This window comes from Brevibacterium sp. LAARM3_SD1, from assembly GCF_057364765.1.
Genome location: NZ_JBNFOL010000005.1, coordinates 117,464 through 144,228, shown reverse-complemented (window position 1 = coordinate 144,228; position 26,765 = coordinate 117,464). Strand labels below are relative to the sequence as shown.

Genomic DNA, 26,765 nt, shown 5'->3' with positions numbered 1-26,765 from the left:
AGTAATACAGTGGTCAGGTGATGAAAACCAATAACGGTGAGCAAGTGACAGGCGTCTCCCATCTCGACACCCTGTGGGTGAAAGGCGCACGAGCACACAACCTCAAGAACGTCGAGATCGCGCTGCCGCGCGACTCGATGGTCGTGTTCACCGGCTTGTCCGGTTCCGGCAAATCCTCGCTGGCCTTCGACACGATCTTCGCCGAGGGGCAGCGACGCTACGTCGAGTCCCTGTCCTCCTATGCCCGGATGTTCCTCGGACAGATGGACAAACCCGACGTGGACTTCATCGAAGGACTGTCTCCTGCGGTGTCGATCGACCAGAAGTCGACCTCGCGCAACCCGCGTTCGACCGTCGGCACGATCACCGAGGTCTACGACTTCCTCCGCCTGCTGTGGGCGCGGATCGGCATCCCGCACTGCCCCGTCTGCGGCGAGGTCATCACGAAGCAGACCCCGCAGCAGATCGTCGATCAGCTCCTCGAACTCGAGGAGCGCACGAAGTTCCTCGTCCTCGCACCCGTGATCCGCTCCCGCAAGGGCGAATTCGTCGACCTCTTCACCGATCTGCAGTCCAAGGGCTTCTCCCGGGCCATCGTCGACGGTGAGCAGATCAGCCTGAGCGAACCGCCGACCCTGGAGAAGCAGTACAAGCACACGATCTCCGTCGTCGTCGACCGCCTCGTGGCGAAATCCGGAATGCGTCCGCGCCTGACCGACTCCGTCGAGACCGCGCTCGGGCTCGCCGACGGCCGCATCGACATCGAACTCGTCGACGAGGGCACGACCCGCACCTTCTCCGAGCACATGTCGTGCCCGAACGAGCACCCGCTGACGATCGACGAGATCGAACCCCGCTCGTTCTCCTTCAACTCGCCCTTCGGCGCCTGCCCCACCTGCGACGGCATCGGCACTCGTCTGCAGGTCGACGAAGACCTCGTCGTCCCCGACGAGGACCTCAGCCTCGGTTCCGGAGCCATCGCCCCCTGGTCGGGCGGCAAACAGGTTTCGAAGTACTTCAACCGTCTGCTCAAGGGCCTCGGCGACGAGCTCGGCTTCGATATGAAGACGCCGTGGAAGAAGCTGCCGAAGACCGCGAAGAGCGCGATTCTCACGGGCAAGGACTACAAAGTCCACGTCAAGTACAAGAACCGCTTCGGTCGTGAACGCACGTACTCGACGGGCTTCGAAGGCGTCTACCAGTACATTCAGCGCAAGCACGAGGAAACCGAATCCGACTGGTCGCGGGAACGCTACGAGTCCTATATGCGTGAGATCCCGTGCGCCAGCTGCCAGGGCACGCGCCTCAAGCCGGAGATCCTCGCCGTCAAGGTCGGCGAGAAATCCATCGCCGAGGTCTCCGAACTCGCCCTTGATGAAGCGGCCGACTTCCTCGGCTCGCTCGAACTGAGCACCCGCGATGCCGCCGTGGCTGCGCAGGTGATGAAGGAGATCAACGCCCGACTCGGATTCCTCCTCGACGTCGGCCTCGACTACCTCAGCCTCAACCGGGCCGCCGGAACTCTGTCCGGCGGCGAGGCCCAGCGCATCCGCCTGGCCACACAGATCGGCTCCGGTCTCGTCGGCGTCCTCTACGTCCTCGACGAGCCCTCGATCGGCCTGCACCAGCGCGACAACCGCCGACTCATCGAAACGCTCAACAAGCTCAAGGACCTCGGGAACACCCTCATCGTCGTCGAACACGATGAGGACACCATCGAATCCGCCGACTGGATCGTCGACATCGGCCCCGGCGCCGGCGAACACGGGGGAGAGGTCGTCTACTCCGGCCCCGTGCCCGGTCTCAAGGAGGCCGCAGGATCGGTCACCGGCGACTATCTCTCCGGCCGCCGTGCCATCCAGATTCCGCCGACCCGCCGCCCCGTCGACAAGGACCGAATGGTCACTGTCGAGAAGGCCGTGGAGAACAACCTCCGCGATGTCACGGTGTCCTTCCCCCTCGGCGTGCTCACCGCCGTCACCGGCGTCTCCGGTTCGGGCAAATCGACTCTGGTCAACGAGATCCTCTACACGCAGATGGCCAACGTCCTCAACGGCGCCTCCCGGGTCCCCGGACGGCACAAGCGCGTGACCGGTCTGGACAACCTCGACAAGGTCGTCCACGTCGACCAGTCGCCGATCGGCCGCACCCCGCGGTCGAACCCCGCCACCTACACCGGCGTCTTCGACCATGTGCGCCGACTGTTCGCCGAAACCGAATCGGCGAAGGTCCGCGGATATCTGCCCGGACGGTTCTCCTTCAACGTCAAGGGCGGGCGCTGCGAGAACTGCAGCGGCGACGGCACGATCAAAATCGAGATGAACTTCCTGCCCGACGTCTACGTCCCCTGCGAGGTCTGCCAGGGAGCCCGGTACAACCGGGAGACCCTGGAGGTCACGTTCAAGGGCAAGAACATCGCCGAAGTCCTCGACATGCCCATCGAGGAAGCCAACGATTTCTTCGCCGCGATCCCCGCGATCTCCAGGCACCTCAAGACCCTCGTCGAGGTCGGACTCGGCTACGTCCGACTCGGCCAGCCGGCCACGACTCTCTCCGGCGGCGAGGCCCAGCGTGTCAAGCTCGCCGCCGAACTGCAGAAGCGCTCCCGCGGGCGCACCGTCTACGTGCTCGACGAACCGACGACCGGCCTGCACTTCGAGGACATCTCGAAGCTGCTCATGGTCCTCCAGGGACTCGTCGACAAGGGCAACACGGTCATCGTCATCGAACACAACCTCGACGTCATCGGCAATGCCGATCACATCATCGACCTCGGCCCCGAGGGCGGTCGCGGAGGCGGGCAGATCATCGCCCAGGGCACTCCCGAAGAGGTCGCCGAGGTGGCCGAATCGCACACCGGACGGTTCCTCAAACCGATGCTCAAGTCCTGATCCGAATGCCTGAACCATCAACCTACCGTCCGGCCACCGGGGCGATCCCCACATCGGCCGGGGTCTACAAATTCCGTGACCCCGACCGACGGGTGATCTATGTCGGAAAGGCGAAGAACCTCCGCAACCGACTCAACTCGTACTTCGCCAACCCCGCGCAGCTGCATCCGCGCACCTCGACGATGGTCCACACCGCGAACTCGGTGGAATGGACCGTCGTCGACACCGAGGTCGAAGCGCTGCAGCTCGAGTGGACGTGGATCAACGAGTTCAACCCGCGGTTCAACGTCATGTTCCGCGACGACAAGTCCTACCCGTACCTCGCGATCACGATGAACGACGAGGTGCCGCGCGCCTTCATCACCCGGGGCAAGCGACGCAAGGGCGTGAAGTACTTCGGTCCCTTCGCGCAGGTGTGGGCGATCAAGGACACCCTCGACCTGCTGCTCAAGGCCTTCCCGATGCGCACCTGCACCGCGGGGGTCTACCGGCGGGCCGAACGCAGCGGCCGGCCCTGCCTGCTCGGCTACATCGACAAATGCGCGGCTCCATGCGTCGGTCAGATCAGCAAGGACGATCACAAGGACCTGGCCCGCAGCATCTCCGACTTCATGTCCGGCAACACCGGCCGCTTCATCAGCCACCGGCAGAAGGAGATGGCCAGCGCCGCAGCCGAACTCGACTACGAACGCGCGGCCGGTCTGCGCGACGAGATCTCCGCCCTGCAGAAGGTCCTCGACAAATCCGCCGTGGTCCTGTCGGTCAGCGCCGACTGCGATATCTTCGCCCTCGTCACCGAGGAGCTCGAGGCCTCCGTCCAGGTCTTCCATGTCCGCCAGGGCCGCATCCGCGGTCAGCGCGGCTGGATCATCGAACGCTCCGATGATCACACTCCCGCGGAACTGACCACCGACTACCTGCGGCAGGCCTATTCCGGACTCGACGCCGATGCCATTCCGAAGGAGATCCTCGTCGACACCCTGCCGGCGGACCTGGAGTCCCTGGAAGCCTGGCTGAGCGAACAGCGCGGCTCCCGCGTGACCGTGCGCGTGCCCGAACGCGGCGAGAAGAAGGCGGCTCTCGAGACCGTGGGGAAGAACGCGAAGGAAGCGCTCGTCCAGCACAAACTCAAACGCTCCTCCGATCTGACGACCCGCAGCCAGGCGCTCAAGGAGATCCAGGAACACCTCGACCTGCCCGAAGCCCCGCTGCGCATCGAATGCATCGACATCTCCCACACCCAGGGTTCGAACGTCGTCGCCTCCCTCGTCGTGTTCGAGGACGGAATGGCGAAGAAGCGCGACTACCGCCATTTCGCCATCCACGGTGAGGCCGCCGCCGATGACACGGCTTCGATGTACGACGTCGTCTCCCGTCGCTTCAGCCGCTACCTCGAACAGATGACGTCCGAGGAACCCGATGAGCGTTTCGGCTACCGGCCCAGCCTCCTCGTCGTCGACGGTGCAGGCCCGCAGGTCGCCGCCGCCACGCGGGCACTGACCGACCTCGGCATCGTCGACATCTCCGTCGTCGGTCTGGCCAAACGCCTCGAGGAGATCTGGGTTCCCGACGATCCGTTCCCCGTGATCCTCCCGCGCAACTCCGAAGGGCTCTTCCTCATGCAGCGCCTGCGTGATGAGGCTCATCGCTTCGCCATCACCTATCACCGGTCCAAGCGCGCGAAGGCGATGACGAGCTCGGTGCTCGACGACATCGCGGGCCTCGGGGAGTCGAAGCGCACTGCTCTGCTGCGCCATTTCGGATCCGTGAAGAAGGTCCGTGCGGCCACCGCCGAGGAGATCTGCGAGGTCAAGGGAATCGGTCCCTCACTCGCAGCGAAGATCGTCGCGGCTCTGGCCGACTGAGCTCGGCTATTCTGCCCTAGAGTAGTGCCGAGAGACACAGTGCCCACCGACCGGACGGGCACGAGCAGAGGAGGACGCGTGAGCACCCAGGCCGAATCGAACGGATCCGACCACCCCATCGAGGTTGTGCTCGTCGCCGGCATGTCGGGAGCGGGCCGCACCACCGTGGCCAATGTGCTCGAAGATATGGACTGGTACGTCGTCGACAATCTGCCGCCGCAGATGATGCGTCCGCTCGTCGAGCTCGTCGCCCGTGCCGACGGCGCGCTGCCGAAGATCGCGATCGTCATCGACGCGAAGGGTCGGACGAAGTACACCGAGCTGCAGCAGACGATCAGCGATTTCGTCGATCAGGGCCTGTCCCTGCGCATCGTCTTCCTCGACGCCTCCGACGAAGTCCTCGTCCGACGCTTCGAATCGACGCGGCGGCCCCACCCGCTGCAGGGGGAGGGGACCCTGCTCGAGGGCATCGAAGCCGAACGCGTCGAACTCGAGTCGCTGAGACATCGTGCCGACATCATCGTCGACACCTCCGACCTCAACGTGCACCAGCTCTCTGCAGAGGTGCGCAAACGCTTCAGCGACGACGACACACCACCGCTGCGTCTGACGGTGATGAGCTTCGGCTTCAAATACGGACTGCCGAAGGACGCCGACCACATCGCCGACGTCCGCTTCCTGCCGAACCCGTACTGGATTCCCCACCTGCGCGGACACAACGGACTCGATTCCGATGTTGCGGACTACGTCCTCGAGCAGAACGGCGCCGAGGAGTTCATCGAACGCTATGCGGCGACTCTGTCCACGGTCGCCGAGGGGTATCTGCACGAGGGACGGGGCTACGCAATGATCGGCATCGGCTGCACCGGCGGCAAACACCGTTCCGTGGCGATCAGCGAACGCGTCGGACGGCTGCTGTCGGCCCAGACAGGCATTCCCGTGACCGTGCGCCACCGCGATCTGGGAAGAGAATGACATGGAGACCGAAGATCTGCCCGTCATCACCACGGGCGCACAGAACGATGGTCCCAGCATCGTCTCCTTCGGCGGAGGCCACGGACTCTACGCGGCGCTGAGAGCATTCCGTCTGCTCACCGAGGACCTCACCGCCGTCGTCACCGTCGCCGATGACGGAGGCTCCTCCGGACGTCTGCGCGACGAACTGGGCGGACTGCCTCCCGGCGACCTGCGGATGGCACTGGCCGCCCTCTGCGACGACGGCACATGGGGCCAGACCTGGCGCGACGTCATCCAACACCGCTTCGAATCCGCCGGGGAGCTGCACGGCCATGCGGTGGGAAACCTGCTCATCGCCGCACTCTGGCAGATCCACGGCGATCATGTGGCCGGACTGGACTGGATGGCCCGCCTGCTGCGCGCCCACGGTCGCGTGCTGCCGATGTCCTCGGTGCCGCTGACGATCGAAGCCGATGTGAAGTTCCCCGGCTCCTTCCAAGTGGTGCGCGGTCAGTCAGTGCTCGCTTCGACGATCGGCCACGTCGAAACCGTGCGCCTCGACCCGGCAGCCCCACCGGCCCGCTACGAGACGATCGAAGCCGTGGAGGAAGCCGATGTCCTCAACCTCGGCCCCGGCTCCTGGTACACCTCGGTGATGCCGCATCTGCTCGTGCCCTCTCTGGCGGAGGCGATCGTAGCCTCGAAGGCGGTGAAATCCCTCACGCTCAACCTCAGCTCCACCGACGGTGAGACGAAGGATCTGAGCCTCGGCGAACACCTCGCCTCCCTGCACCGCCATGCCCGGTCGCTGACCTTGGACTACGTCCTCGTCGACGAGGCGGCCACCGAACTCGAACCCGACCTGTCGCAGCGGGCCGAAGACATGTTCGGGGCGAAACTCTGGGAACGTCCCCTGCGCTCACGGAGGCAGGGACAGCATGACAGCCTCAAGCTGGCGGCATGCTACCGTGACATGTTGTTGGACGCCGGGATCGGCGTCGCCGAGCAGTGGTAGCAATTCAGGTGCAGGAGGACGAGCTATGGCACTGACCGCTCAGGTCAAGGACGAATTGGCGCGAGTGAAGATCACACGCACCTCCGCCCGCAAGGCCGAGGTGTCCTCGATCTTCCGCTTCTCCTCCGCACTGCACCTCGTCAACGGCTCGATCGTTCTCGAAGCCGAACTCGACACCGCCCAGGCCGCCAAACGACTGCGCGCGGAGATCAAGGACCTCTACGGCCAGCATGCCGATATCGTCGTCATCAACGCCGCCGGGATCCGCCGCTCCAACCGCTACCTGCTGCGTGTCACTCGTGACGGGGGAGCCCTGGCCCGTCAGACCGGACTCGTCGACAACCGCGGTCGCCCCGTCCGCGGACTGCCCTCGGCCATCGTCAACGGCTCCGTCGCCGACGCCGAGGCCGCCTGGCGCGGAGCCTTCCTCGCCCACGGGTCCCTGACCGAACCGGGACGCTCCTCGGCTCTCGAAGTCACCTGCCCCGGCCCCGAGGCGGCTCTTGCCCTCGTCGGCGCCGCCCGCCGTCTGGGACTGAGCGCGAAGGCCCGCGAAGTCCGCGGAGTCGACCGTGTCGTCATCCGCGACGGCGACGATATCGCCGCGCTGCTCACCCGCATGGGCTCTCACAGTGCCGTGCTGGTGTGGGAGGAGCGGCGGATGCGCCGGGAAGTCCGAGCGACGGCGAACCGCCTGGCGAACTTCGACGATGCGAACCTGCGCCGCTCGGCCCGTGCCGCTGTGGCCGCCGGCGCGCGCGTCGAACGGGCACTGGAGATCCTCGGCGACGAGGTCCCCGAACACCTCCGCTACGCCGGTCAGCTGCGCGTGACCCACAAGCAGGCCTCCCTCGAAGAGCTCGGCCAGCTCGCCGACCCGCCGATGACGAAGGACGCGGTGGCCGGCCGGATCCGCAGGCTGCTGTCGACGGCGGACAAGCATGCGGAAGAACTGGGAATTCCCGGCACCGAAGCCAGTCTCACCCCGGAAATGCTCGAAGATCGCTAAGATCGAGGCATGAGACGAATCGCCATCAACGGCTTCGGCCGCATCGGCCGTGCCCTGTTCCGTCTGTCCCTCGAACCCGATACCGATTTCGAGGTCGTGGCCATCAACGATCTCACCGGTACGACGACCCTGGCCCATCTGCTCACCCACGACTCCGTGTGGCCGCGCTTCGACCATGACGTCGAGGCCGCCGACGAGGCGATCATCGTCGACGGACGAGAGATCGCCGTGACCAGCCGGGCCGACCCGTCCGCCATCGACTGGAGTGCGCACAATGTCGAACTCGTCGTCGAATCCACCGGACGCTTCACCCGCCAGGACCAGGCCGAGGCCCACCTCGGCGGCACCGTGCAGACCGTCGTGCTCTCCGCCCCCGGAAAGGATGTTGACGCGACCCTCGTCATGGGCGTGAACGAAGGCACCTTCGACCCGTCCGCACATTCCGTCGTCTCGAACGCCTCATGCACGACGAACTGCATGGCCACCGTCGTCAAGGCACTCGACGATGCCCTCGGCGTCGAATCCGGACTGCTCAACACCGTCCACGCCTACACGGGTGACCAGATGCTCGTCGACGGACCCCACCGAGATCTGCGTCGCGCCCGCGCGGCCGCCGTCAACATCGTGCCCACCACGACCGGAGCCGCACGGACGGTCGGCCGGGTTATGCCCCACCTCGAGGGCAAGCTCGACGGACTGGCCGTTCGCGTGCCCGTTCCGGCCGGATCGATCATCGACTTCACCTTCACCACGTCCAAGAGCGCCGACCGCGACGAGGTCAACGCGATCCTCGCCTCCGCAGCGGACGAATCGCCCTACCTCGACTTCTCCACCGACGAACTCGTCTCCAGCGACATCGTCGGCACCACCGCCTCGGCGATCGTCGATTCCAAGCTCACGATGGTGCTCGGAGACCAGATCAAGGTCGTGGCCTGGTACGACAACGAGTGGGGCTACACGAACCGACTCAAAGACATGGTCAGCTACATTCTCAGCGAAAGGGACTCATGAGAACATTCGACGATGCGGGCATCTTCGCCGGCCACACGGTGCTCGTCCGCAGCGATCTCAACGTGCCGATGGACGACGGCACGATCACGGACCGGGGCCGCATCCTGGCTTCGGCCGGTACCATCCGGTCCCTCGCCGAGGCGGGCGCCAAGGTCATCGTGATGTCGCATCTGGGTCGGCCCAAGGGAGAACCGGATCCGCAGTTCTCGCTGGCCCCGATCGTCCCCGAACTCGCCGACGCCATCGGCCGTCCGGTCGGGTTCGCCGCCGACACCGTCGGTGACGATGCGAAGACGAAGGCCGCAGCCCTGTCCGACGGCGACGTGCTGCTGCTGGAGAACCTGCGCTTCAATTCCGGCGAGACGTCGAAGGACGATGCACAGCGTCAGGAATTCGCCTCACAATTGGCCGCGCTGGCCGACGACTTCGTCTCCGACGGATTCGGCGTCGTCCACCGCAAGCAGGCATCGGTCTACGACATCGCCGCACTCCTCCCGCACTATGCCGGTTCGCTGGTGCGTGCGGAAGTCGAAGTCAGCGACAGACTGCTCAACGACCCGGCCCGACCTTTCACCGTCGTCCTCGGCGGATCGAAGGTCTCGGACAAACTTGGCGTCATCGACAACCTCATCGACCGTGCCGACAATCTGCTCATCGGCGGAGGAATGGTCTTCACCTTCCTCGCCGCCCTCGGACACGACATCGGATCGAGCCTGGTCGAGAAGGACCGCATCGACGACGTCAAGGCCTACCTCGAACGCGCCGAAGCCGGTGGAGCTCGCATCGTCCTGCCCACGGACATCGTCATGGCCGCCTCCTTCGCCGCTGATGCTGAGAACTGGGTCCGGCCCGTTGCCGAACTCGAAGACACCCCCGCAGGAGCCGACGGCCTCGGCCTCGACATCGGACCCGAATCGGCCGGCGCCTATGCCGAGATCATCGCCGGCTCGACCACCGTGTTCTGGAACGGACCGATGGGGGTCTTCGAATTCCCGGCCTTCGCCGCAGGCACCAAGGCCGTAGCCCAAGCACTGACCGTAGAAGGCACCGACGAAGGACAGCGGCTGACCGTCGTCGGCGGCGGCGATTCCGCGGCCGCCGTGCGCAGCCTCGGCTTCGCCGATGACGCCTTCGGCCATATCTCCACCGGCGGCGGCGCCAGCCTCGAATACCTCGAAGGCAAGACCCTGCCCGGACTCGACGCACTCGGATGAGGAAGGCGGACACCATGAGCGACCGCACCCTGCTGCTGGCAGGTAACTGGAAGATGAACCACGACCACCTCGAGGCGATCTCCGCCGTCCAGAAACTCGCCTGGGCACTCGAAGACGCCAAACTCGACGACAGCCACTGCGAAGTCGTCGTCATCCCGCCGTTCACCGACATCCGTTCGGTGCAGACCCTCGTCCAAGGCGACAAACTGTGGCTGAAGTACGGTGCTCAGGACGTCTCCCAGCACGCTCCCGGAGCGCATACCGGGGAGATCGCAGCATCGTTCCTCTCTCGCCTCGGCTGCAGCTTTGTGGTCATCGGCCACAGCGAACGCCGTGCTGACAACCATGAGACCAACGAGGTCGTGGCCGCGAAGATCAAGGCCGCACTTTCGGCCGAACTCACCCCGATCCTCTGCGTCGGGGAATCCCTGGAACAGCGTCAGGAGAAGAGCCATGTCGAGTTCACTCTCGGACAGCTCGACGAATCCCTGGCCGGATTCGAGGCCGCCGATCTTTCGGGACTCGTCATCGCCTATGAACCTGTGTGGGCGATCGGCACCGGTGAGACCGCCACCGCCGCCGATGCCGCAGAGATGGCCTCGGCCATCCGGGCGCGCATCGAAGAGAAGTACGGCGACAGCCTGGCCCAGACCACCCGGATCCTCTACGGCGGATCGGTCAAGGCCGACAATGTGGCCGAGATCGTCGCTTCTGCGGATGTCGACGGTGCACTGGTGGGAGGCGCGAGCCTGAGCGGCCCGGACTTCGCCGCTTTGTGCAAGGCCGCTGTCGCGAAGTAGACTGACAGACGCATCATTCGACGAAACACTCGACGAAACATAGGTTGAATCCGACGTGGAAATCCTGAACATCATTCTCATCGTGCTGCTCGTGCTCACGAGTATCTTCCTCACCCTGCTGATCCTCATGCACAAGGGCAAGGGCGGTGGCATGTCCGACATGTTCGGCGGCGGAATGTCCTCGTCGCTGGGATCCTCGGGTGTGGCCGAGCGCAACCTCAACCGGTTCACGACGCTGATGGCGATCATCTGGGCCGCCTGCATCATCCTGCTGGGCGTCCTCACCCGGTTCAACTCCTGAAGTCTCGTCGATTTCTGATGCCGAAACCGTGAAGCACCGCCACCGAGGCGACCGCCAGGTGGGCAGATGAGAAGGACCCCGACCGAATCGGTCGGGGTCCTTCTCTGTGCGCTTACCTCAGGCCAGTCGCCGTTTCGGCAGATCAGTCTTGACCGAAGTGGTGGCGCGGGCTGATCGACTCGATCGCCTCCCGCAGCTGCTCGAGCCCACGGGCACGATCAAGCAGATGCACACGCAGCACGGGCCGACCCTTCTCGACCAGCACTGCCGCATCACCGGCAGCCTGGGCGCGCTGCAGCTGAGCGAAGCCATAGCCGCGGCCGGGGACCAGCAGATCGGTGCGCGCCTCACCGGTGATCTGGAGGAAGACCCCGTTCGGATGACCGCCCTTGTGATACTGGCCGGTCGAATGCAGATAACGGGGACCGAAGCCGAACGTCGTCTGCACCCCTGCATGAGTGGACACGAGCGAACGCAGCTGCACCGCCTCGGCGTCGGCGATCCGATCGAGGTAAGCCTGGATTCCGACATACCCGTACTCGTCGACCTGGGAGAAGAGCTCCTGCAGAGCACCGACGAGATCGGTGGCTTCATCGACGACCTCGAGGACGTCGACGGCTCCCTCACGGAACTGCGGCTGCTCGGCCGTACCGGAATCCGGTCCGTCGAGCAGGTGCCTGGCCTGCGCCTTCGCCGCTTCCACATCGGGCTGGTCGAAGGGATTGACGCCGATGCCGTAACCGGCGATGGCCGTGGCGTATTCCCAGAACAGGAACAACTCACCCAAGCCGCCGGTGAGCGTGGCCTCGAAACCGGAGGGCGCACCCAACTCCGTGTCATCCGCCGAGGCACCGAGCAGGCACAGCAGGGCGTCCGCTCGTGCGTCGGAGAACCCGATGTCCGCGGGGGAGTCGACGACGACGGGAAGGATGCCCTGCCCGTCCTTGCCGAGGGATTCGGCGATGAGCTGCTCGACCCAGGCACCGAGCCCGGTCGCTGACTGGGAGGTCTCGGCGAGGACGAGCTTCTCCGTCGTCCTGGCGTGAGCGATGCTCAGCCACGCGCCGAACCGCAGCGCGGGGTTGTCCAGACTGTCGGCGGACAGGTCTCCGGCGGCCGCAGCGGCTCCATCGACGATTCCGCGCACATCGGCACCGGCCAGACCTGCGGGAACGAGTCCGAAGGCCGAGAGCGCACTGAAGCGTCCGCCGACAGTGGGCTCGGCGAGGAAGGTCGCAAGGAAGCCCTGATCGGCGGCCAGAGCCTCGAGCTCCGTCCCCGGATCGGTGATCGCGATCATCCGGGACGCGGGATCGACGCCGATCTCGTCGAAAGCCGCGGCGAAACTGCGCCGGATCGAATCCGTCTCCACGGTCGTTCCGGACTTCGACGCGATGACGAGAACCGTATGTTCGAGGTCTGTGCCGATGGCTTCGGCGACCTGATTCGGGTCTGTCGAATCGACGATCTCGAGGCGGACGCCGGCCGTCTGCGCCATCACCTCGGGGGCGAGTGACGAGCCGCCCATTCCGGCCAGGCTGATCGTGCGCAGACCCAGCTCCTGCAGGCGTGCCCGCAGGGACTCGATCTCGTCGAGCAGCTGCCCGGCCTGCTGCGGAAGATCCACCCAGCCCATCCGGTCCGCGGCATCCGCGGCGCCGTCGAACAGTTCGGCATCCTGAGCGCTCAGTCGGGAAGCGAGACCGGCGTCGATGAGACGCGCGGCCTCGGCGTCGAACTCTTCGCCGACCGGTACCGAGAGTGAGAGCTTCATGAGCGGTCCAGAGCCGTACGGATCGTCTCCTGGAGCTCGGTCCAACTGACGTCGAACTTCTCCAGTCCCTGCTCTTCGAGCACGGTCATGACCTCGGCGTAGTCGATGCCCAATCGTGCCAGGGCATCAAAGACCTCGTCGGCGGCACGGTAGTGCTCGGACGTGATCTCGCCGGTGACCTCACCGTGGTCGGCGAAGGCCTCCAGGGTGGGTTCGGGCATCGTGTTCACGGTGTTCGGAGCGACGAGGCCGGTGACGTACATCGTGTCGGCGTAGGCGGGATTCTTCACTCCGGTCGAGGCCCACAGCAGTCGCTGCGGGCGGGCTCCGGCGAGTTCGAGGACCCGGAAGCGCTCGGAGGCGAACAGCTGCGAGTGGATCTCGTGGGCGAGCACGCAGTTCGCGATGCCGGCCTTGCCCTTGAGATCTGTGGCCTTCGGATCCTCGCTGGCGTCGAGTCGGGAATCGATCTCCGAATCCACACGGGAAACGAACACCGAGGCCACCGACCGGATCGTCGAGAGATCGTGCCCGGCTGCCCGGGCCTTCTCCAGGCCCTGGAGGAAGGCTTCGACGACGTGACGGTATCGCGTCAGGGAGAACACGAGGGTGACGTTGACGCTGATCCCGGCCGCGATCGTCTCGGAGATGGCGGTCAGCCCCTCCTCGGTGGCGGGAATCTTGATCATCGCATTCGGCTCGCCCACACGTTCCCACAGTGCCTTCGCCGAGGCGACGGTCCCGGCGGCATCATGGGCCAGCGGGGGAGCGACCTCGATCGACACGCGACCGTCGTCACCGTCGGTCGAATCGAAGACCGGACGGAACAGGCGGGCCGCCTCGGCGACATCCGCAGTGGTCAGGGCCTCGATGGCCGAGTCGACATCGGCACCGGAGGCACCGAGTTCGGCGATCGCGGAATCGTAGTCGTTCGCTGCCGAGATCGCATTCGCGAAGATCGTCGGATTCGTCGTCACTCCCGTGACGGATGAGTCCTCGATGAGTCCGGCGAGATCCCCGGTTTCGAGTCGGGTGCGGGAGAGGTCGTCGAGCCAGATCGAGACTCCGGCTGCGCTGAGCTGCTGGAGACGTTCACTCATGCTTCCGCCTTTGCTGCGTTGATGGATTCCTGGGCTGCGTCGACGACGGCCGAGGCCGTGATGCCGAACTTCTCGTACAGGGTCTGGTAGTCCGCGGATGCACCGAAGTGTTCGATGGACACGGCACGACCTGCATCGCCGAGGTACTTGTGCCAGCTCATCGCCGAGGCGGCTTCGATGCTCACGCGCGCCTTCAGCGAGCGCGGCAGCACAGCGGCCCGGTAGTCCTCCGGCTGGGCGTCGAACCATTCCTGACACGGCATGGAGATCACGCGTGCAGCGGTGCCCGACGCCTGCAGAGCTTCGGCGGCCTCGAGGGCGATGGCGACCTCTGAACCGCTGGCGATGATGGCCACCTCGGGCTCGTCACCGGTATCGGTGAGGACGTAGCCGCCGCGTGCGGCTTCGGATGCGGGGGCGTACTTCTCACGGTCGAGGACCGGCACGGCCTGCCGGGTCAGCACGAGTCCGCTGGGCCCGTCGGTGCGATCGAGGATCTTCCGCCATGCGACAGCAGTCTCGTTCGCATCCGCCGGCCGGACCACGTCGAGGCCGGGGATGGCGCGCAGCGCGGAGAGGTGCTCGATCGGCTGGTGGGTCGGTCCGTCCTCGCCGAGGCCGATGGAGTCGTGGGTCCACACGAACAGGTTCGGCAGCTGCTGGAGGGCGGCCAGACGCACGGCGGGGCGCTGGTAGTCGCTGAAGACGAGGAACGTGCCGTTGTACGGGCGGGTTCCGCCGTGGAGGGCGATGCCGTTGCCGACGAGACCGGCGGAGAACTCACGGACGCCGAAGTGGATATTGCGTCCGTACTCGTGGCCGGAGAAGGCTCCGGTGGACCGGTGAGCGGGCAGGAAGCTCGGCTCACCCTTGATCAGGGTGTTGTTCGAACCCGCGAGGTCGGCGGAGCCGCCCCAGAGTTCGGGCATGGTCTCGGCGATCGCGTTGAGCACCTGACCGGAGGCTGCACGCGTGGCGATGCCCTTATCGCTGGCTTCGAAGACCGGGAAGGCCGCATCGAGGCCGGCGGGCAGTTCGCGCTTGGACAGACGGTCGAAGAGCGCCGCGTTCTCCGGGTTGGCACTGCGCCATTCGGCGAACGACTTGTCCCATTCGAGGTGAGCGGCACGACCGCGGTCGAGGGCCTGACGGGTGTGGGCAAGGACTTCGTCATCGACGGCGAAGGTCGACTCCGGATCGAAGCCGAGGACCTCCTTGGTCGCCCGGATCTCGTCCTCACCGAGGGCCGCACCATGGGACCCTCCGGTGTTCTGTGCGTTCGGCGCCGGCCAGGCGATGATCGTTGACAGACGGATGAACGAAGGACGGGAATCCGCACGAGCGGCCTCGACGGCGGCGTGGAAGGCTTCGATGTCCTCGTGGTAGTCATCGCCAGCGGTGAAGTCGACGTGCTGGACGTGCCAGCCGTAGGCGGCGTAGCGGGCGGCGGTGTCCTCACCGAAGGCGATCGCGGTGTCGTCTTCGATGGAGATCCTGTTGTCGTCCCAGATCACCAGCAGATTCGACAGCTCCTGTGTGCCGGCCAGCGAGGAGGCCTCACCGGACACGCCCTCTTCGAGGTCTCCGTCGGAGGCGAGCACGACGATCGAGTGATCGAACGGCGAAGTGCCGGGAGCCGCCTCGGGGTCGAAGAGTCCGCGTTCGCGGCGAGCGGCCATGGCCATGCCCACAGCCGAGGCCAATCCTGAGCCGAGCGGGCCCGTGGTGATCTCGACGCCGGCGGTGTGTCCGACCTCCGGATGGCCCGGTGTCAGCGAACCCCAGGTGCGCAGCGCCTTGAGGTCGTCGAGCTCGAGCCCGAACCCGGCCAGGTAGAGCTGGACGTACTGGGTGAGCGAACTGTGACCGCAGGAGAGGACGAAACGATCACGGCCGACCCAAGTCGGGTCGGCCGGGTCGTGAGTGAGTCCGTGCTGATACAGGTAATGGGCGATGGGCGCCAGGCTCATGGCGGTGCCCGGGTGCCCGTTCCCTGCCTTCTGCACCGCATCCGCGGCGAGGAGGCGGGCAGTGTCGACTGCGCGATTGTCGAGTTCAGTCCAGGACAGAGTTGTCATGTCGTCGAGCGATCCTTCGTTCGTCTGAGAGCGTGCATTCAAACTCTACCCGTCGGATGCCGGAAGCGCCGCCCCTGTTCACCTGCCGCAATATCGGGGTGCGCGACATTCAGGCTACCGACGGGTAGAGTGTGGTCTCGCGCACAGGTGTGGTTCGACATTCAACAACTGCTGTGTGCCGAACAGGCCGAGAAGAGATCGTGCTGCACAGGAGAGGTGACAGGGTGAGCGAAGGTGCTGATCCCGTGATCGATGCCGCCGCCCAAGACAGCGGAGACCGGCGACCCGAATGGCTGGCGGGCAAGAGGCCCGACCTCGCCGAGGTGGCCGAACAGACACGAGGTCTCCGTCGGCTGATCTCACGGATCGGCACGGCCTGCCCCGTGCTCTTCGCCGTGGCGACCGTCGCCGTGTCGTCGGCGATCGGGCAGCCGCTGCGCGGCGGCGTCGACCTCGGCGAGCTCGGTCTGTGGACGCTCGGCACACTGCTTCTGCTCGCGCCCTTCGCCGCCGCGTTGGCGGTGATGCTCAATGCACGGCGCGGCGGGCTGGTGTGGACGACCGCTCTCGTCTATTCCCTCATCGCCGGCACCATCGGACTGTGCGTCGATGTGAATCTCCTCGGCACGGATCCGCAGTCGGCCTCGCTGAGCTTCATCTCAGTGCTCATCGTCCAGGTCGTCGTGCTTGCTCCGGTGTGTGCGGCGGTGGCGTTCCTCGTCCGCATCGTCAGTGACTCGACTCGCCTGCGCGCGACTGGCAAAAACTTCGACAACAGGTAGAATCTAGGGCGTGAGCAAACTTCGTCAGAACCGGGAAGAGCAGAGTGAACGACCTCTGCAGAGGGCCATCGACGAGCAGAGTCTCGCTACCCGACCGCGTTCGATCATCAGCGCCTATATCGCGCTGACCAAGCCGCGGGTCATCGAGCTCCTCCTCGTCACGACCGCGCCCGTGATGTTCCTGGCCGCTCAGGGAATGCCGAACATCTGGCTGGTCATCAACACCCTCATCGGCGGAGCCGCCGCTGCGGCCTCGGCCTCGGTCTTCAACTGCTACGTCGACCGCGACATCGACGCGAAGATGGAGCGGACGAAGGACCGACCCCTCGTCACCGGTGAGATCAGTCCCCGCTCTGCGCTGACCTTCGCCTTCGTGCTGGGCATCGGCTCGATCTTCTGGCTCGGCGGATTCACGAACTGGGTCACCGCGGGACTCACCGCCTCGGCGATCCTGCTCTACGCCGTCTTCTACACCCTCGTGCTCAAGCGCCGCACGACCCAGAACATCGTCTGGGGCGGCGCCGCCGGCTGCATGCCCGTGCTCATCGGCTGGTCGGCCGTGACCGGGGGAGTCGCCTGGGAGCCCGTGCTGCTCTTCCTCGTCGTCTTCTTCTGGACCCCGCCGCACTACTGGCCGCTGGCGATCAAGTACAAGGCCGACTACGACGCCGCCGATGTGCCCATGCTGCCGTCGAAGGTTCCGCCGACATCCGTGGGCCGGCAGATGATCCTCTACACGTGGGCGATGATCGCCTGCTCGCTCGCACTCATTCCCGTCGCGCCGATGGGTCCGGTCTACACGATCGTGGCCGTGGGCGCCGGAGCCTGGTTCCTGTGGTCGTGCTACTCGCTGGTCTCCCGGGCCAAGCAGGGCAAGGACGGCACCTCACTCAAGGCGATGAAGGTCTTCCACGGATCGATCACCTACCTGTCGCTGCTTTTCCTGGCGGTGGCCATCGACCCGTTCGTGCCCACCCTGATCCCCGGGATCTGGTGACTCGCCGAAGAGCCCGCTGATCCAATCGGCCCAGTTTGAGCTGGATAGCACAGATTTGAAACAGTGCTATCCAGCTCAAACTGGGCCGTTGTACGTCTGTGCCTTGCGCTTCGTGTCGGAACGCAAATTCTCAGCCGGCGTTGACGAGGTCGTCGATGACGATCTTCTTCATCTGCATGAGCGCCTGAGTCTGTGCCGGACCGGTCATCAGCTCGCCGAGGTTCGCGGGAACGATCTGCCAGCTGACTCCGAAACGGTCCTTGAGCCAGCCGCACTGTTCGTGGTCGGGTGAAGCCGACAGATTGGACCAATAGTGGTCGATCTCGGCCTGGTCCGCGCATTCGACGGTCAGCGAGATCGCTTCGTTGAATGTGAACGCCGGTCCGCCGTCGAGGCAGATGAACTCTGTGCCGTCGAGAACGAACCGGCCGGTCAGGACCTTCCCGCTCATCCCCTTGAAATGTTCATCGAGGGACTCGTCGGGATAGCGTTCGATGGAGAGGATGCGCGAATCAGGGAAGACGGAGCAGTAGAACTCCATGGCCTCCTCGGCGCAATCAGGAAACCACAGGCACGGAACGATCGGTACTGACATCGGTGCTCCTCGGGTATGCGCTGTCGAGGACGGCAACACTTGCCGCAATCGTAGCCGACAGCCCGACCATGTGTAAGGCCACGAGCAGTTCGGGAACACCGAGGGCGTACTGGACGTAGCCGATGATTCCCTGGGCGATCTCGACGATGAGGAGCACGATCAGCGGCGCGACCATTGCCGTCTGCGCCTTCTTCCGTGCGATGACGAGCGCGGAGATCGTGGCGATGACGAGCAGCCAGACGGGTGCGGCATGCAGGCGAGTGATCCAGATGTTGTCGAGGTTGTTGCGGGTCGAGATCGTCGAACCCGAGTGTGGCCCGGCTCCCGTGGTGAGCACGCCGAAGATCACGATGATCGCGGTGAGGCCGAGGATGATCCAGCCCAATGTCGGCAGCGGAGCTGGGGCCTTGATGTTCAGACGGACGCCCGTGTCATAGGTACGGCGGACGAAGTAGGCGGCGACGCCGACGGCCACGGCCGAGGGGACGAAGTGTCCGGCGACGACCCAGGGGTTGAGCTTCGTCCACACGGTGATTCCGCCGACGACGGCCTGGACGGGGACGATGGCCAGCAGTCCGATGTTGAGCCAGAACAGATCCGGGCGCTGCTTCCGGCCCTTCCACAGCAGGAGCGCAATGCACACGCCGAGGATCGCCAGCGCCACGGCCAGGAGGCGGTTGCCGAACTCGATGGCGCCGTGGATGCCCATCTCGCTGGTGGCCACGAGCGAATCCGGGGTGCACTTCGGCCAGTCGGAGCAGCCGAGCCCCGAGCCGGTGAGCCGGACGATTCCGCCGGTCAGGATGATCCCTGCCTGGGCGATGAGCATGGCCCAAGCGGCGATGCGGATCTTCTTGGTGACCACTTCACTCCTCATTCGAAACGGAACCACCTGCGTGCTGCAAGCGTTCCCACAAGCCCCCAAACCAGGAGCACGATGATTGCTTTGATGTCTGTGCCGCCGTCTCCGATGGCGGACCGCATGGCGTCGCCGAGCGCACCGGAGGGCAGATAGCCCACAACTGTTCCCCATTCTCCCGGATGCGCGATGACGAGGCCACCGACGCCGGCCATGAGCACCCAGATGAGGTTCGTCGCCGCCAGAGTCGCCTCGGCGCGGACCGTGCCGGCCATGAGCAGTCCCAGCGACAGCAGAGCGGCGGTGCCGAACAGCGTGGCCAGGATGAGCCCGAGAGCGTCGACGGGTCCCCGGAATCCAAGCGCCGCCGCCAGAGCGAAGACGAGCGCGTACTGGATGAGGACGACAACGATGACGGCGCCGAGCTTGCCGAGGATAAGCCCGTTCGTGCCCAGCGGAGTCGTCGCGAGCTGCCGGAGCACTCCGTAGCGGCGGTCGAAGGCGGTTGCGATCGCCTGTCCGGTGAATGCGCTGGAGGCCAGGCTCAGGCTGAGCGCGCCGGGCACGGCGATGGACAGCGGATCGGCGCCTGCGTCGATGACTCCGAGGCCGGTGAGCAGGGGAGTCTTCGCGAGGAAGACGAGCAGGCCGAGGGGGAAGATGACCGAGAGCAGCAGCTGTTCGCCGTTGCGCAGAACGGACAGGGTTTCGAATTTCGTCTGGGAGATGATGCGCCTGAATGTCATCTCAGCGGCCTCCCGGTCAGTTCGAAGAACACATCGGACAGGGATTGCCTCTGCATTCCGATGTCCGTGATCTGCGCTCCCGCCTCGGCGATGGCCGTGCACGCGGCTGCGATCTGCTCAGTTGTCGGTGCTCCGTCGATGGTGATCAGTGAGCCCTGCGCCGAGGCGGGACCGAGCTCGGCGAGCCGAGCGACGAGAGCGGCGGGGACGGGGGAGGCCAGGCGGATCGTCAGCGAACGTGACCCGGCGGAGGCGCCGCGCAGCTCCTCGGGGGCTCCCTGGGCGATGATCCGTCCGCGATCGATGACGACGACTTCGTCGGAGAGTTCCTCGGCTTCGGCGAGATCGTGGGTGGTGAGGACGACCGCGACCCCGCGGTCGGCCAGGTCGCGGATGAAGCTGTGGACGACTTCGCGGGCCTGCGGGTCGAGGCCGGCACAGGGCTCATCGAGGAAGACGAGTCGCGGTCGGCCGATGAGGGCTGCGGCCAGTGCCACTCGCTGCTTCTGTCCGCCGGAGAGCCGGCGCATCGTGCGTCCGGCGAAGTCACGGAGTCCCAAGGGTTCGGCGAGTTCGTCGACCGACACGGGATTCTCATAGAGGGAGGAGAGATGGCGCAGCACCTGCAGGGGCTTCGAGCTCATCGGCAGTCCGCCGTCCTGGAGCATGACCCCGGCCAGCTGCGATGTCGTGGCGTGTTCGGTGACGGGGTCGTGTCCGAAGATCGCCACCGTCCCGGCATCGGGGCGGCGGGTGCCCACAGCCAGGGAGATGGTCGTGGATTTGCCCGCACCGTTGGGTCCGAGGACGCCGAGGACGGATCCGGTCTCGGCCGTGAGGTCGATTCCGTCGACGACACGGTGGGTGCCGTAGGAGTATTGGAGACCGCGAATGGTCAGGGCCGGAGATGACACCAGGCTATTCTACGACGCGTCGAAACAGGTGTCGAAACCGCAGGCGGCAGGCGTCGGATGGGGCCGTGGTTAGGCTCACCTAGTTTTACGAAACAAATTACGCAACAATAGTGTTGTGTTAGTCAAGGAGGTGGATTATGGCTGCAAACGACACGGAAGACCGCCGCACCCGGCAGAAGGTCTTCCAGTCGGTGCTCGACGAAGGGCCGATCACGGCTTCGTCTTTGGCCAAAGCCCTCGAGCTGACTCCCGCGGCGATCCGTCGTCACCTGGACGCGCTGGAGAGCGAGGGCCTCATCGAGGTCCGTGAACTCGCCGGCAAACAGGCGGGCAGGGGCCGACCGGCCCGACACTACGTGGTCACGACGGCCGGACACGATTCGGTCAGTCATTCCTACGACGAATTGGCCGTGAACATCCTGCGCTATATGGAGGACAAGCACGGCAAGTCGGCAGTCGAGGACTTCACCGAGGACCTCGTGGGCCGACTGCGGGACCGACTCGGACCGGAGCTCGACAAGCGGGGCGGCACCACCGTGGCGTCACGCTCGCGTGCACTCGCCGCTGCACTCACCCGGGAAGGGTACGCCGCCTCGTCGACACCGGTGGCGGCCGGAACCCCGTTGGAGGCGATGCAGCTGTGCCAGGGGCACTGCCCGATCCAGGCCGTGGCGGCGGAGTACCCGGAGATCTGCGAAGCAGAGCTCGCGATGTTCTCCGACTACCTCGGCGTCGATGTGCGCCGGCTGTCCTCGTTGGCCCAGGGAGACCATGTGTGCACCACCCACATTCCGACTTCGGAACTGACCAGACCACTCATCCACAGCAATGATCGACCTCAAGGAGGTTCACGATGACTGACACAGGAAATCGGATCATCGATGCGAATCCCGAGCTCAAAGACCTCGGGCAGTACGCATACGGTTGGCACGACGAGAACGACGCCGGAGCGACCGCGACTCGCGGTCTCAGCGAAGAGGTCGTGCGCAACATCTCGAAGCTCAAGGACGAACCGGAGTGGATGCTCAAGCGTCGGCTCAAGGCGCTGCGCCTGTTCGACAAGAAGCCGATGCCCAATTGGGGCGCCGACCTGACCGGAATCGACTTCGCCGACATCAAGTACTTCGTCCGCTCCACCGAGGGGCAGGCGACCTCATGGGAGGACCTCCCCGAGGACATCCGCAACACCTACGACAAGCTCGGCATCCCCGAGGCCGAGAAGCAGCGCCTCGTCGCCGGTGTCGCCGCTCAGTACGAGTCCGAGGTCGTCTACCACCAGATCAACGAGGAGCTCGAGGCTCAGGGTGTCATCTTCATGGACACCGACACCGGCCTGCGCGAGCACCCGGAGATCTTCGAAGAGTACTTCGGGTCGATCATCCCGTCCGGCGACAACAAGTTCGCCGCTCTGAACACCGCTGTCTGGTCCGGCGGTTCCTTCGTCTACGTCCCCAAAGGCGTCCACGTCGAGATCCCGCTGCAGGCCTACTTCCGCATCAACACGGAGAACATGGGCCAGTTCGAGCGCACGCTCATCATCGCCGACGAGGGTTCCTCGGTCCACTACGTCGAGGGCTGCACCGCTCCGATCTACAAGACCGACTCCCTGCACTCGGCCGTCGTCGAGATCATCGCGAAGAAAGATGCGAAGGTCCGCTACACGACGATCCAGAACTGGTCGAACAACGTGTACAACCTCGTGACCAAGCGCGCGATCGCAGAAGAGGGCGCTTCCATGGAATGGGTCGACGGCAACATCGGCTCGAAGGTGACCATGAAGTACCCGGCTATCTGGCTCACCGGTGAGCACGCTCGCGGAGAGACGCTGTCCGTGGCCTTCGCCGGCGAGGGGCAGCACCAGGACACCGGTGCGAAAATGGTCCACGCCGCTCCGCACACCCATTCGTCGATCGTGTCGAAGTCCGTGGCCCGCGGCGGCGGCCGTGCCGGCTACCGCGGACTCGTCCACGTGCATCCGGGCGCCGAAGGCTCGTCGAACAATGTCCTCTGCGACGCTCTGCTCGTTGACAACGTCTCCCGTTCGGACACGTACCCCTACATCGACATCCGCGAAGACGACGTCACACTCGGCCATGAGGCCACCGTGTCGAAGGTCAGCGAGGATCAGCTCTTCTACCTCATGTCCCGCGGCATGGAGGAGACCGAGGCGATGGCGATGATCGTGCGCGGCTTCGTCGAGCCCATCGCGCGCGAACTCCCCATGGAGTACGCCCTCGAACTCAACCGCCTCATCGAACTGCAGATGGAAGGCGCGGTCGGCTGAGACCCGATCCAGCGCCCACTGCACTCAAAGGAGTAAATCTGTGACTGATACCACCAACCCGCTTGGCATCTCGGAACACTCGCACGGTTCCGAGGTCCAGGTGCCCGATTCGAAGCGCGATGCGCGCACTCGCAGCTTCGACGTCGCCGACTTCCCCGTGCCCACCGGCCGGGAGGAGGAATGGCGCTTCTCTCCCGTGCGCAAGTTCAGCGAGTTCTTCGAGGACACCGCCACCGAGGCGAAGCTGAAGTTCGAGTCGGATCTGCCCGAGGGGCTGTCCGTCGAGGAGATCTCGCTCGAGTCGGCTCAGGAACTGGGCATCCTCGAACCCGAGGATCGCGCCGCGGCCGTCGCCGCCAACCGCGCCTCTGCGGTGACTCACTACTCGGTCCCCGCGGACACCGAACTCGATCGGGCCGCGATCATCCACGCCGACGGCACCGGTGAGGCCCTGGGCCACGGCCATGTCGTCGTCACCGTCGGAGCGAACTCGAAGGCGACCATCGTCGTCGAGCATGAGGGACTGGCCCGATACTCCGAGCTCGTCTCGCTGGTCATCGGCGATGGTGCGGACGTGACCTTCGTGTCGCTGCAGCTGTGGGACGACGGCTCCCAGCACCTCGGCCAGCACGATGCGATCGTGGGCAAGGATGCGAAGTTCAAGCACATCCACATCACTCTCGGCGGTGACGTCGTGCGTCTGAACACGAACGTGCGCTACTCAGCCGCCGGGGGAGAGGCCGAACTGCTCGGACTCTACTTCGCCGATGCCGGTCAGCACCTCGAGCACCGCACCTACATCGACCACAACACTCCGAAGGCCCAGTCCAACGTCCACTACAAGGGCGCTCTGCAGGGCAAGGACGCGCGCAGCGTGTGGATCGGCGATGTGCTCATCCGTCCCGAGGCACTCGACATCGACACCTACGAGCTCAACCGGAACCTCATCCTCACCGATGGCGCCCGTGCTGACTCCGTGCCGAACCTCGAGATCGAGACCGGCGATATCGCCGGTGCCGGTCACGCCTCCTCGGTGGGCCGTTTCGATGAGGAGCACCTGTTCTACCTGATGTCGCGCGGCATCCCCGAGGATGTCGCTCGTCAGCTCGTGGTCCGCGGATTCTTCAACGAAGTGATCCAGAAGATCCAGGTGCCCGAGATCGAAGACGTGCTCAATGCTCGCATCGAAGACGAACTGTCCCGGAGTGTGCTGTGACCATGATCGACGTGGCGGCCACCGACGAGGTGGCCCCCGGCGGCACCATGCGCATCGAGGTCGGCGAGTTCGAGATCTGCATCGCTCGCGACTCCGACGGCACGATCCATGCCATCGACGACCTGTGCACCCATGGTGAGGTGTCCTTGGCTGAAGGAGACGTCGAGGACTGCACCATCGAATGCTGGCTGCACGGCTCGCAGTTCGACCTGACGACGGGCAAGCCGGTGAATCCTCCGGCGTTCGAACCCGTCGCGGTCTATGACTGCAAAGAGATCGCAGGTCGCATCCTCGTCGACCCGAACACCACCCTGAACTGACCTCAAGACCGAAGAAGAAGGATCATTATGTCCACTCTCAAGATCGAAGACCTGCATGTCGGTGTCAACACCGAAACCGGTCTCAAGCCCATCCTCAACGGCATCAACCTCGTCATCAACACGAACGAGACCCACGCCATCATGGGCCCCAACGGCTCCGGCAAGTCGACCCTGGCCTACGCCCTGGCCGGCCACCCCAAGTATGAGGTGACCTCCGGTTCGGTCACCCTCGACGGTGAGGACGTCCTCGAAATGTCCGTCGACGAGCGTGCCAAGGCCGGCCTGTTCCTGGCCATGCAGTACCCCGTCGAGGTTCCCGGCGTGACCGTGACGAACTTCCTCCGTTCGGCCAAGACCGCCATCGACGGCGAAGCTCCGAAGCTGCGCAACTGGACCAAGGACCTCAAGCAGGCCATGGAGAACCTGCGTGTGGATCCCGCGTTCGCCTCGCGCAACGTCAACGAAGGCTTCTCCGGCGGCGAGAAGAAGCGTCACGAGATCCTGCAGCTCGAGATGCTCAAGCCGAAGTTCGCCGTCCTCGACGAGACCGACTCCGGCCTCGACGTCGACGCGCTGCGCATCGTGTCCGAAGGCGTCAACCGCGTCAAGGACGCCACCGACGTCGGCATCATGCTCATCACCCACTACACGCGCATCCTCAACTACATCAAGCCCGATCACGTCCACGTGATCATCAATGGCAAGGTGGCCGAGGAAGGCGGACCGGAGCTGGCCGAACGCCTCGAGAACGAAGGCTACGACCGCTTCTTCACCGCCGGCGTCTGATGTTCTCACGTCTGAGGGGCGACTTCCCGATTCTCGATGCGAGGGTCGGGGAGTCGCCGCTGTCGTATCTCGACTCGGGCGCGACATCCCAGAAGCCGCAGTGCGTCATCGATACCTTCGTCGAGTACTTCGGCCAGCGCAATGCCGCCGTCCACCGGGGCGCGCACTCCCTGGCCGTTGAGGCCACGGACGCGTTCGAGAACGGGCGGATCGCCGCTGCCGGACTCGTCGGCGGGTCCCCGGAGCAGGTGTGCTGGACGAAGAACGCCACCGAGGCGCTCAACGTCGTGGCACTCGGCATGGATCGGGCCAGCCACGGCTTCGGGGGAGAGGACGCGGCGCGCTTCGCCCTCGTTCCCGGCGATTCGATCGTCGTCACCGAGATGGAGCACCATGCGAATCTCGTGCCGTGGCAGCAGCTGGCTGCTTCTACGGGAGCGCAGCTGCGGTGGCTGCCCGTGACCGACTCGGGAGAGCTCGATCTTGCCGATCTCGACACGATCGTCGACGAATCGACGAAGGTGCTCGCGTTCACGCAAGTCTCCAATGTCCTCGGCACGATCAACCCGGTCGACCGCCTCGTGGATCGGGCTCGCGCCGTCGGTGCGTACGTCGTCCTCGACGCCTGCCAGTCCGTCCCGCATATGCCCGTGGACTTCGTCGACCTCGACATCGACTTCGCTGCGTTCTCCGCGCACAAGGCGCTCGGACCCACTGGTCTGGGTGCGCTGTGGGGCAAGTCCGAGCTGCTCGACGCTCTGCCGCCGGTGCTCACCGGCGGATCCATGATCACCACGGTGACCATGGAGGAGACCGAGTTCATGCCCGCTCCGCAGCGGTTCGAGGCCGGCACTCAGCCGGTCGCCGAGGTGGCGGCCTTCGCGACCGCGATCGGCTACCTCTCCGAGGTGGGGCTGGACAATGTGCTCGAGCATGAGAGGGAGCTCGCCCGAGTCCTCCTCGACGGGATCGCTGAGATCCCCGGGATCCGCATCCTCGGCGAGGCGAAAGACAGGATCGGGACCGTGGCTTTCGACGTCGACGGCGTGCACGCCCACGATGTCGGACAGTATCTCGACTCGCAGGGGATCGCCGTGCGAGTGGGCCACCACTGCGCCCAGCCTCTGCACCGCCGTTTCGGGGTCACCGCCTCGACGAGGGCGAGCACGTACCTGTACAACAATGTCGAAGACTGCACCCGCTTCATTTCTGCTCTGGCGGAAGTGCGGCCCTTCTTCGGAGTCGCATGAG

The 26,765-nt window shown here is 65.3% G+C and carries 24 protein-coding genes; 17 read left to right on the top strand and 7 right to left on the bottom strand.

What is annotated here, in order from left to right; translation table 11 throughout:
• The first annotated feature begins 20 nt into the window (after positions 1 to 20).
• From uvrA to secG, 9 genes are all read left to right on the top strand, one after another.
• Positions 21 to 2,891 carry an excinuclease ABC subunit UvrA gene (gene uvrA, locus AC2W7L_RS04625; RefSeq protein WP_486003490.1) on the top strand — a complete coding sequence of 957 codons (2,871 nt, stop codon included), beginning with the start codon at positions 21 to 23 and terminating at the stop codon, positions 2,889 to 2,891.
• A gap of 5 nt (positions 2,892 to 2,896) precedes the next feature.
• A complete protein-coding gene (uvrC, locus tag AC2W7L_RS04620) occupies positions 2,897 to 4,756 on the top strand; it encodes an excinuclease ABC subunit UvrC (protein ID WP_486003457.1) in 1,860 nt (619 codons plus the stop codon).
• A gap of 78 nt (positions 4,757 to 4,834) precedes the next feature.
• Positions 4,835 to 5,731 (top strand): RNase adapter RapZ, encoded by an 897-nt coding sequence (gene rapZ / locus AC2W7L_RS04615; RefSeq protein ID WP_486003456.1) that lies wholly within the window; start codon positions 4,835 to 4,837, stop codon positions 5,729 to 5,731.
• A 1-nt stretch (position 5,732) separates the two neighbouring features.
• Positions 5,733 to 6,728 (top strand): gluconeogenesis factor YvcK family protein, encoded by a 996-nt coding sequence (locus tag AC2W7L_RS04610; protein WP_486003455.1) that lies wholly within the window; start codon positions 5,733 to 5,735, stop codon positions 6,726 to 6,728.
• Positions 6,729 to 6,753: 25 nt separating this feature from the next.
• Positions 6,754 to 7,737: a DNA-binding protein WhiA gene (gene whiA, locus AC2W7L_RS04605; RefSeq protein WP_039207494.1), complete on the top strand. Its 984-nt coding sequence runs from the start codon at positions 6,754 to 6,756 to the stop codon at positions 7,735 to 7,737.
• A 9-nt stretch (positions 7,738 to 7,746) separates the two neighbouring features.
• Positions 7,747 to 8,748: a type I glyceraldehyde-3-phosphate dehydrogenase gene (gene gap / locus AC2W7L_RS04600; protein ID WP_486003454.1), complete on the top strand. Its 1,002-nt coding sequence runs from the start codon at positions 7,747 to 7,749 to the stop codon at positions 8,746 to 8,748.
• Positions 8,745 to 9,962: a phosphoglycerate kinase gene (locus tag AC2W7L_RS04595; RefSeq protein ID WP_486003453.1), complete on the top strand. Its 1,218-nt coding sequence runs from the start codon at positions 8,745 to 8,747 to the stop codon at positions 9,960 to 9,962. Before gap ends, AC2W7L_RS04595 begins: the two co-directional genes overlap by 4 nt.
• A 14-nt stretch (positions 9,963 to 9,976) precedes the next feature.
• Positions 9,977 to 10,762, top strand: a complete 786-nt coding sequence (tpiA, locus tag AC2W7L_RS04590) for a triose-phosphate isomerase (protein WP_167196451.1) — start codon at positions 9,977 to 9,979, stop codon at positions 10,760 to 10,762.
• Between the two features lie 55 nt (positions 10,763 to 10,817).
• Positions 10,818 to 11,063, top strand: coding sequence for a preprotein translocase subunit SecG (secG, locus tag AC2W7L_RS04585; protein WP_167196447.1), 246 nt, complete (start codon positions 10,818 to 10,820; stop codon positions 11,061 to 11,063).
• Positions 11,064 to 11,205: 142 nt separating this feature from the next.
• Here the strand turns inward: secG and AC2W7L_RS04580 are convergent, their stop codons facing one another.
• Genes AC2W7L_RS04580 through tkt form a run of 3 tightly spaced genes read right to left on the bottom strand, consistent with a single transcriptional unit; the run spans position 11,206 to position 16,015 of the window.
• Positions 11,206 to 12,837, bottom strand: a complete 1,632-nt coding sequence (locus tag AC2W7L_RS04580; RefSeq protein ID WP_486003452.1) for a glucose-6-phosphate isomerase — start codon at positions 12,835 to 12,837, stop codon at positions 11,206 to 11,208.
• On the bottom strand, positions 12,834 to 13,937 hold the full coding sequence (gene tal, locus AC2W7L_RS04575; protein WP_486003451.1) for a transaldolase: 1,104 nt from the start codon (positions 13,935 to 13,937) through the stop codon (positions 12,834 to 12,836). Before tal ends, AC2W7L_RS04580 begins: the two co-directional genes overlap by 4 nt.
• The gene (gene tkt / locus AC2W7L_RS04570; protein WP_486003450.1) at positions 13,934 to 16,015 is read right to left on the bottom strand and encodes a transketolase; all 2,082 of its coding nucleotides are present in this window, start codon (positions 16,013 to 16,015) and stop codon (positions 13,934 to 13,936) included. The genes tal and tkt overlap by 4 nt, the downstream gene beginning before the upstream one ends.
• Before the next feature lie 224 nt (positions 16,016 to 16,239).
• Between tkt and AC2W7L_RS04565 the strand changes: the two genes are divergently transcribed.
• Both AC2W7L_RS04565 and AC2W7L_RS04560 read left to right on the top strand, forming a co-directional pair.
• Positions 16,240 to 16,797 (top strand): hypothetical protein, encoded by a 558-nt coding sequence (locus AC2W7L_RS04565; RefSeq protein WP_486003449.1) that lies wholly within the window; start codon positions 16,240 to 16,242, stop codon positions 16,795 to 16,797.
• A gap of 10 nt (positions 16,798 to 16,807) precedes the next feature.
• Complete coding sequence (locus tag AC2W7L_RS04560) at positions 16,808 to 17,794, top strand: heme o synthase (RefSeq protein ID WP_486003448.1); 987 nt, start codon at positions 16,808 to 16,810, stop codon at positions 17,792 to 17,794.
• 130 nt (positions 17,795 to 17,924) lie between these two features.
• Here AC2W7L_RS04560 and AC2W7L_RS04555 read toward each other — a convergent pair whose 3' ends face one another.
• Genes AC2W7L_RS04555 through AC2W7L_RS04540 form a run of 4 tightly spaced genes read right to left on the bottom strand, consistent with a single transcriptional unit; the run spans position 17,925 to position 20,908 of the window.
• Entirely contained in the window at positions 17,925 to 18,335 is a 411-nt protein-coding gene (locus AC2W7L_RS04555; protein ID WP_486003447.1) for a VOC family protein, read from the bottom strand.
• A 16-nt stretch (positions 18,336 to 18,351) separates the two neighbouring features.
• Positions 18,352 to 19,254: a COX15/CtaA family protein gene (locus AC2W7L_RS04550; protein ID WP_486003446.1), complete on the bottom strand. Its 903-nt coding sequence runs from the start codon at positions 19,252 to 19,254 to the stop codon at positions 18,352 to 18,354.
• Between the two features lie 8 nt (positions 19,255 to 19,262).
• The gene (locus AC2W7L_RS04545) at positions 19,263 to 19,994 is read right to left on the bottom strand and encodes an ABC transporter permease (protein ID WP_486003445.1); all 732 of its coding nucleotides are present in this window, start codon (positions 19,992 to 19,994) and stop codon (positions 19,263 to 19,265) included.
• Positions 19,991 to 20,908: an ABC transporter ATP-binding protein gene (locus AC2W7L_RS04540; protein ID WP_486003444.1), complete on the bottom strand. Its 918-nt coding sequence runs from the start codon at positions 20,906 to 20,908 to the stop codon at positions 19,991 to 19,993. The genes AC2W7L_RS04545 and AC2W7L_RS04540 overlap by 4 nt, the downstream gene beginning before the upstream one ends.
• Positions 20,909 to 21,045: 137 nt before the next feature.
• Here AC2W7L_RS04540 and AC2W7L_RS04535 point away from each other — a divergent pair, with 137 nt between their 5' ends.
• From AC2W7L_RS04535 to AC2W7L_RS04510, 6 genes are read left to right on the top strand one after another with little or no spacing between them, the layout of a single operon-like run.
• Complete coding sequence (locus AC2W7L_RS04535) at positions 21,046 to 21,765, top strand: helix-turn-helix transcriptional regulator (protein WP_167196420.1); 720 nt, start codon at positions 21,046 to 21,048, stop codon at positions 21,763 to 21,765.
• Positions 21,762 to 23,192 (top strand): Fe-S cluster assembly protein SufB, encoded by a 1,431-nt coding sequence (gene sufB / locus AC2W7L_RS04530; protein WP_039207512.1) that lies wholly within the window; start codon positions 21,762 to 21,764, stop codon positions 23,190 to 23,192. Before AC2W7L_RS04535 ends, sufB begins: the two co-directional genes overlap by 4 nt.
• 40 nt (positions 23,193 to 23,232) lie before the next feature.
• Positions 23,233 to 24,408, top strand: coding sequence for a Fe-S cluster assembly protein SufD (gene sufD, locus AC2W7L_RS04525; RefSeq protein ID WP_167196417.1), 1,176 nt, complete (start codon positions 23,233 to 23,235; stop codon positions 24,406 to 24,408).
• The gene (locus tag AC2W7L_RS04520) at positions 24,405 to 24,728 is read left to right on the top strand and encodes a non-heme iron oxygenase ferredoxin subunit (RefSeq protein ID WP_407645271.1); all 324 of its coding nucleotides are present in this window, start codon (positions 24,405 to 24,407) and stop codon (positions 24,726 to 24,728) included. The genes sufD and AC2W7L_RS04520 overlap by 4 nt, the downstream gene beginning before the upstream one ends.
• Before the next feature lie 27 nt (positions 24,729 to 24,755).
• Positions 24,756 to 25,514 (top strand): Fe-S cluster assembly ATPase SufC, encoded by a 759-nt coding sequence (gene sufC / locus AC2W7L_RS04515; RefSeq protein ID WP_482400313.1) that lies wholly within the window; start codon positions 24,756 to 24,758, stop codon positions 25,512 to 25,514.
• Positions 25,514 to 26,764 (top strand): SufS family cysteine desulfurase, encoded by a 1,251-nt coding sequence (locus tag AC2W7L_RS04510; RefSeq protein ID WP_167196411.1) that lies wholly within the window; start codon positions 25,514 to 25,516, stop codon positions 26,762 to 26,764. Before sufC ends, AC2W7L_RS04510 begins: the two co-directional genes overlap by 1 nt.
• The last annotated feature ends 1 nt before the right edge of the window (position 26,765 follow it).

What these genes read in the sequence shown, in the direction of transcription:
- whiA (WP_039207494.1), top strand. Translation starts at nt 6,754, where the DNA reads ATGGCACTGACCGCTCAGGTCAAGGACGAATTGGCGCGAGTGAAGATC.
- tkt (WP_486003450.1), bottom strand. Translation starts at nt 16,015, where the DNA reads ATGACAACTCTGTCCTGGACTGAACTCGACAATCGCGCAGTCGACACT.
- tal (WP_486003451.1), bottom strand. Translation starts at nt 13,937, where the DNA reads ATGAGTGAACGTCTCCAGCAGCTCAGCGCAGCCGGAGTCTCGATCTGG.
- tpiA (WP_167196451.1), top strand. Translation starts at nt 9,977, where the DNA reads ATGAGCGACCGCACCCTGCTGCTGGCAGGTAACTGGAAGATGAACCAC.
- sufB (WP_039207512.1), top strand. Translation starts at nt 21,762, where the DNA reads ATGACTGACACAGGAAATCGGATCATCGATGCGAATCCCGAGCTCAAA.
- AC2W7L_RS04580 (WP_486003452.1), bottom strand. Translation starts at nt 12,837, where the DNA reads ATGAAGCTCTCACTCTCGGTACCGGTCGGCGAAGAGTTCGACGCCGAG.
- AC2W7L_RS04535 (WP_167196420.1), top strand. Translation starts at nt 21,046, where the DNA reads ATGGCTGCAAACGACACGGAAGACCGCCGCACCCGGCAGAAGGTCTTC.
- AC2W7L_RS04545 (WP_486003445.1), bottom strand. Translation starts at nt 19,994, where the DNA reads ATGACATTCAGGCGCATCATCTCCCAGACGAAATTCGAAACCCTGTCC.
- AC2W7L_RS04595 (WP_486003453.1), top strand. Translation starts at nt 8,745, where the DNA reads ATGAGAACATTCGACGATGCGGGCATCTTCGCCGGCCACACGGTGCTC.
- AC2W7L_RS04555 (WP_486003447.1), bottom strand. Translation starts at nt 18,335, where the DNA reads ATGGAGTTCTACTGCTCCGTCTTCCCTGATTCGCGCATCCTCTCCATC.
- AC2W7L_RS04610 (WP_486003455.1), top strand. Translation starts at nt 5,733, where the DNA reads ATGGAGACCGAAGATCTGCCCGTCATCACCACGGGCGCACAGAACGAT.
- uvrC (WP_486003457.1), top strand. Translation starts at nt 2,897, where the DNA reads ATGCCTGAACCATCAACCTACCGTCCGGCCACCGGGGCGATCCCCACA.
- gap (WP_486003454.1), top strand. Translation starts at nt 7,747, where the DNA reads ATGAGACGAATCGCCATCAACGGCTTCGGCCGCATCGGCCGTGCCCTG.
- AC2W7L_RS04510 (WP_167196411.1), top strand. Translation starts at nt 25,514, where the DNA reads ATGTTCTCACGTCTGAGGGGCGACTTCCCGATTCTCGATGCGAGGGTC.
- uvrA (WP_486003490.1), top strand. Translation starts at nt 21, where the DNA reads ATGAAAACCAATAACGGTGAGCAAGTGACAGGCGTCTCCCATCTCGAC.
- sufC (WP_482400313.1), top strand. Translation starts at nt 24,756, where the DNA reads ATGTCCACTCTCAAGATCGAAGACCTGCATGTCGGTGTCAACACCGAA.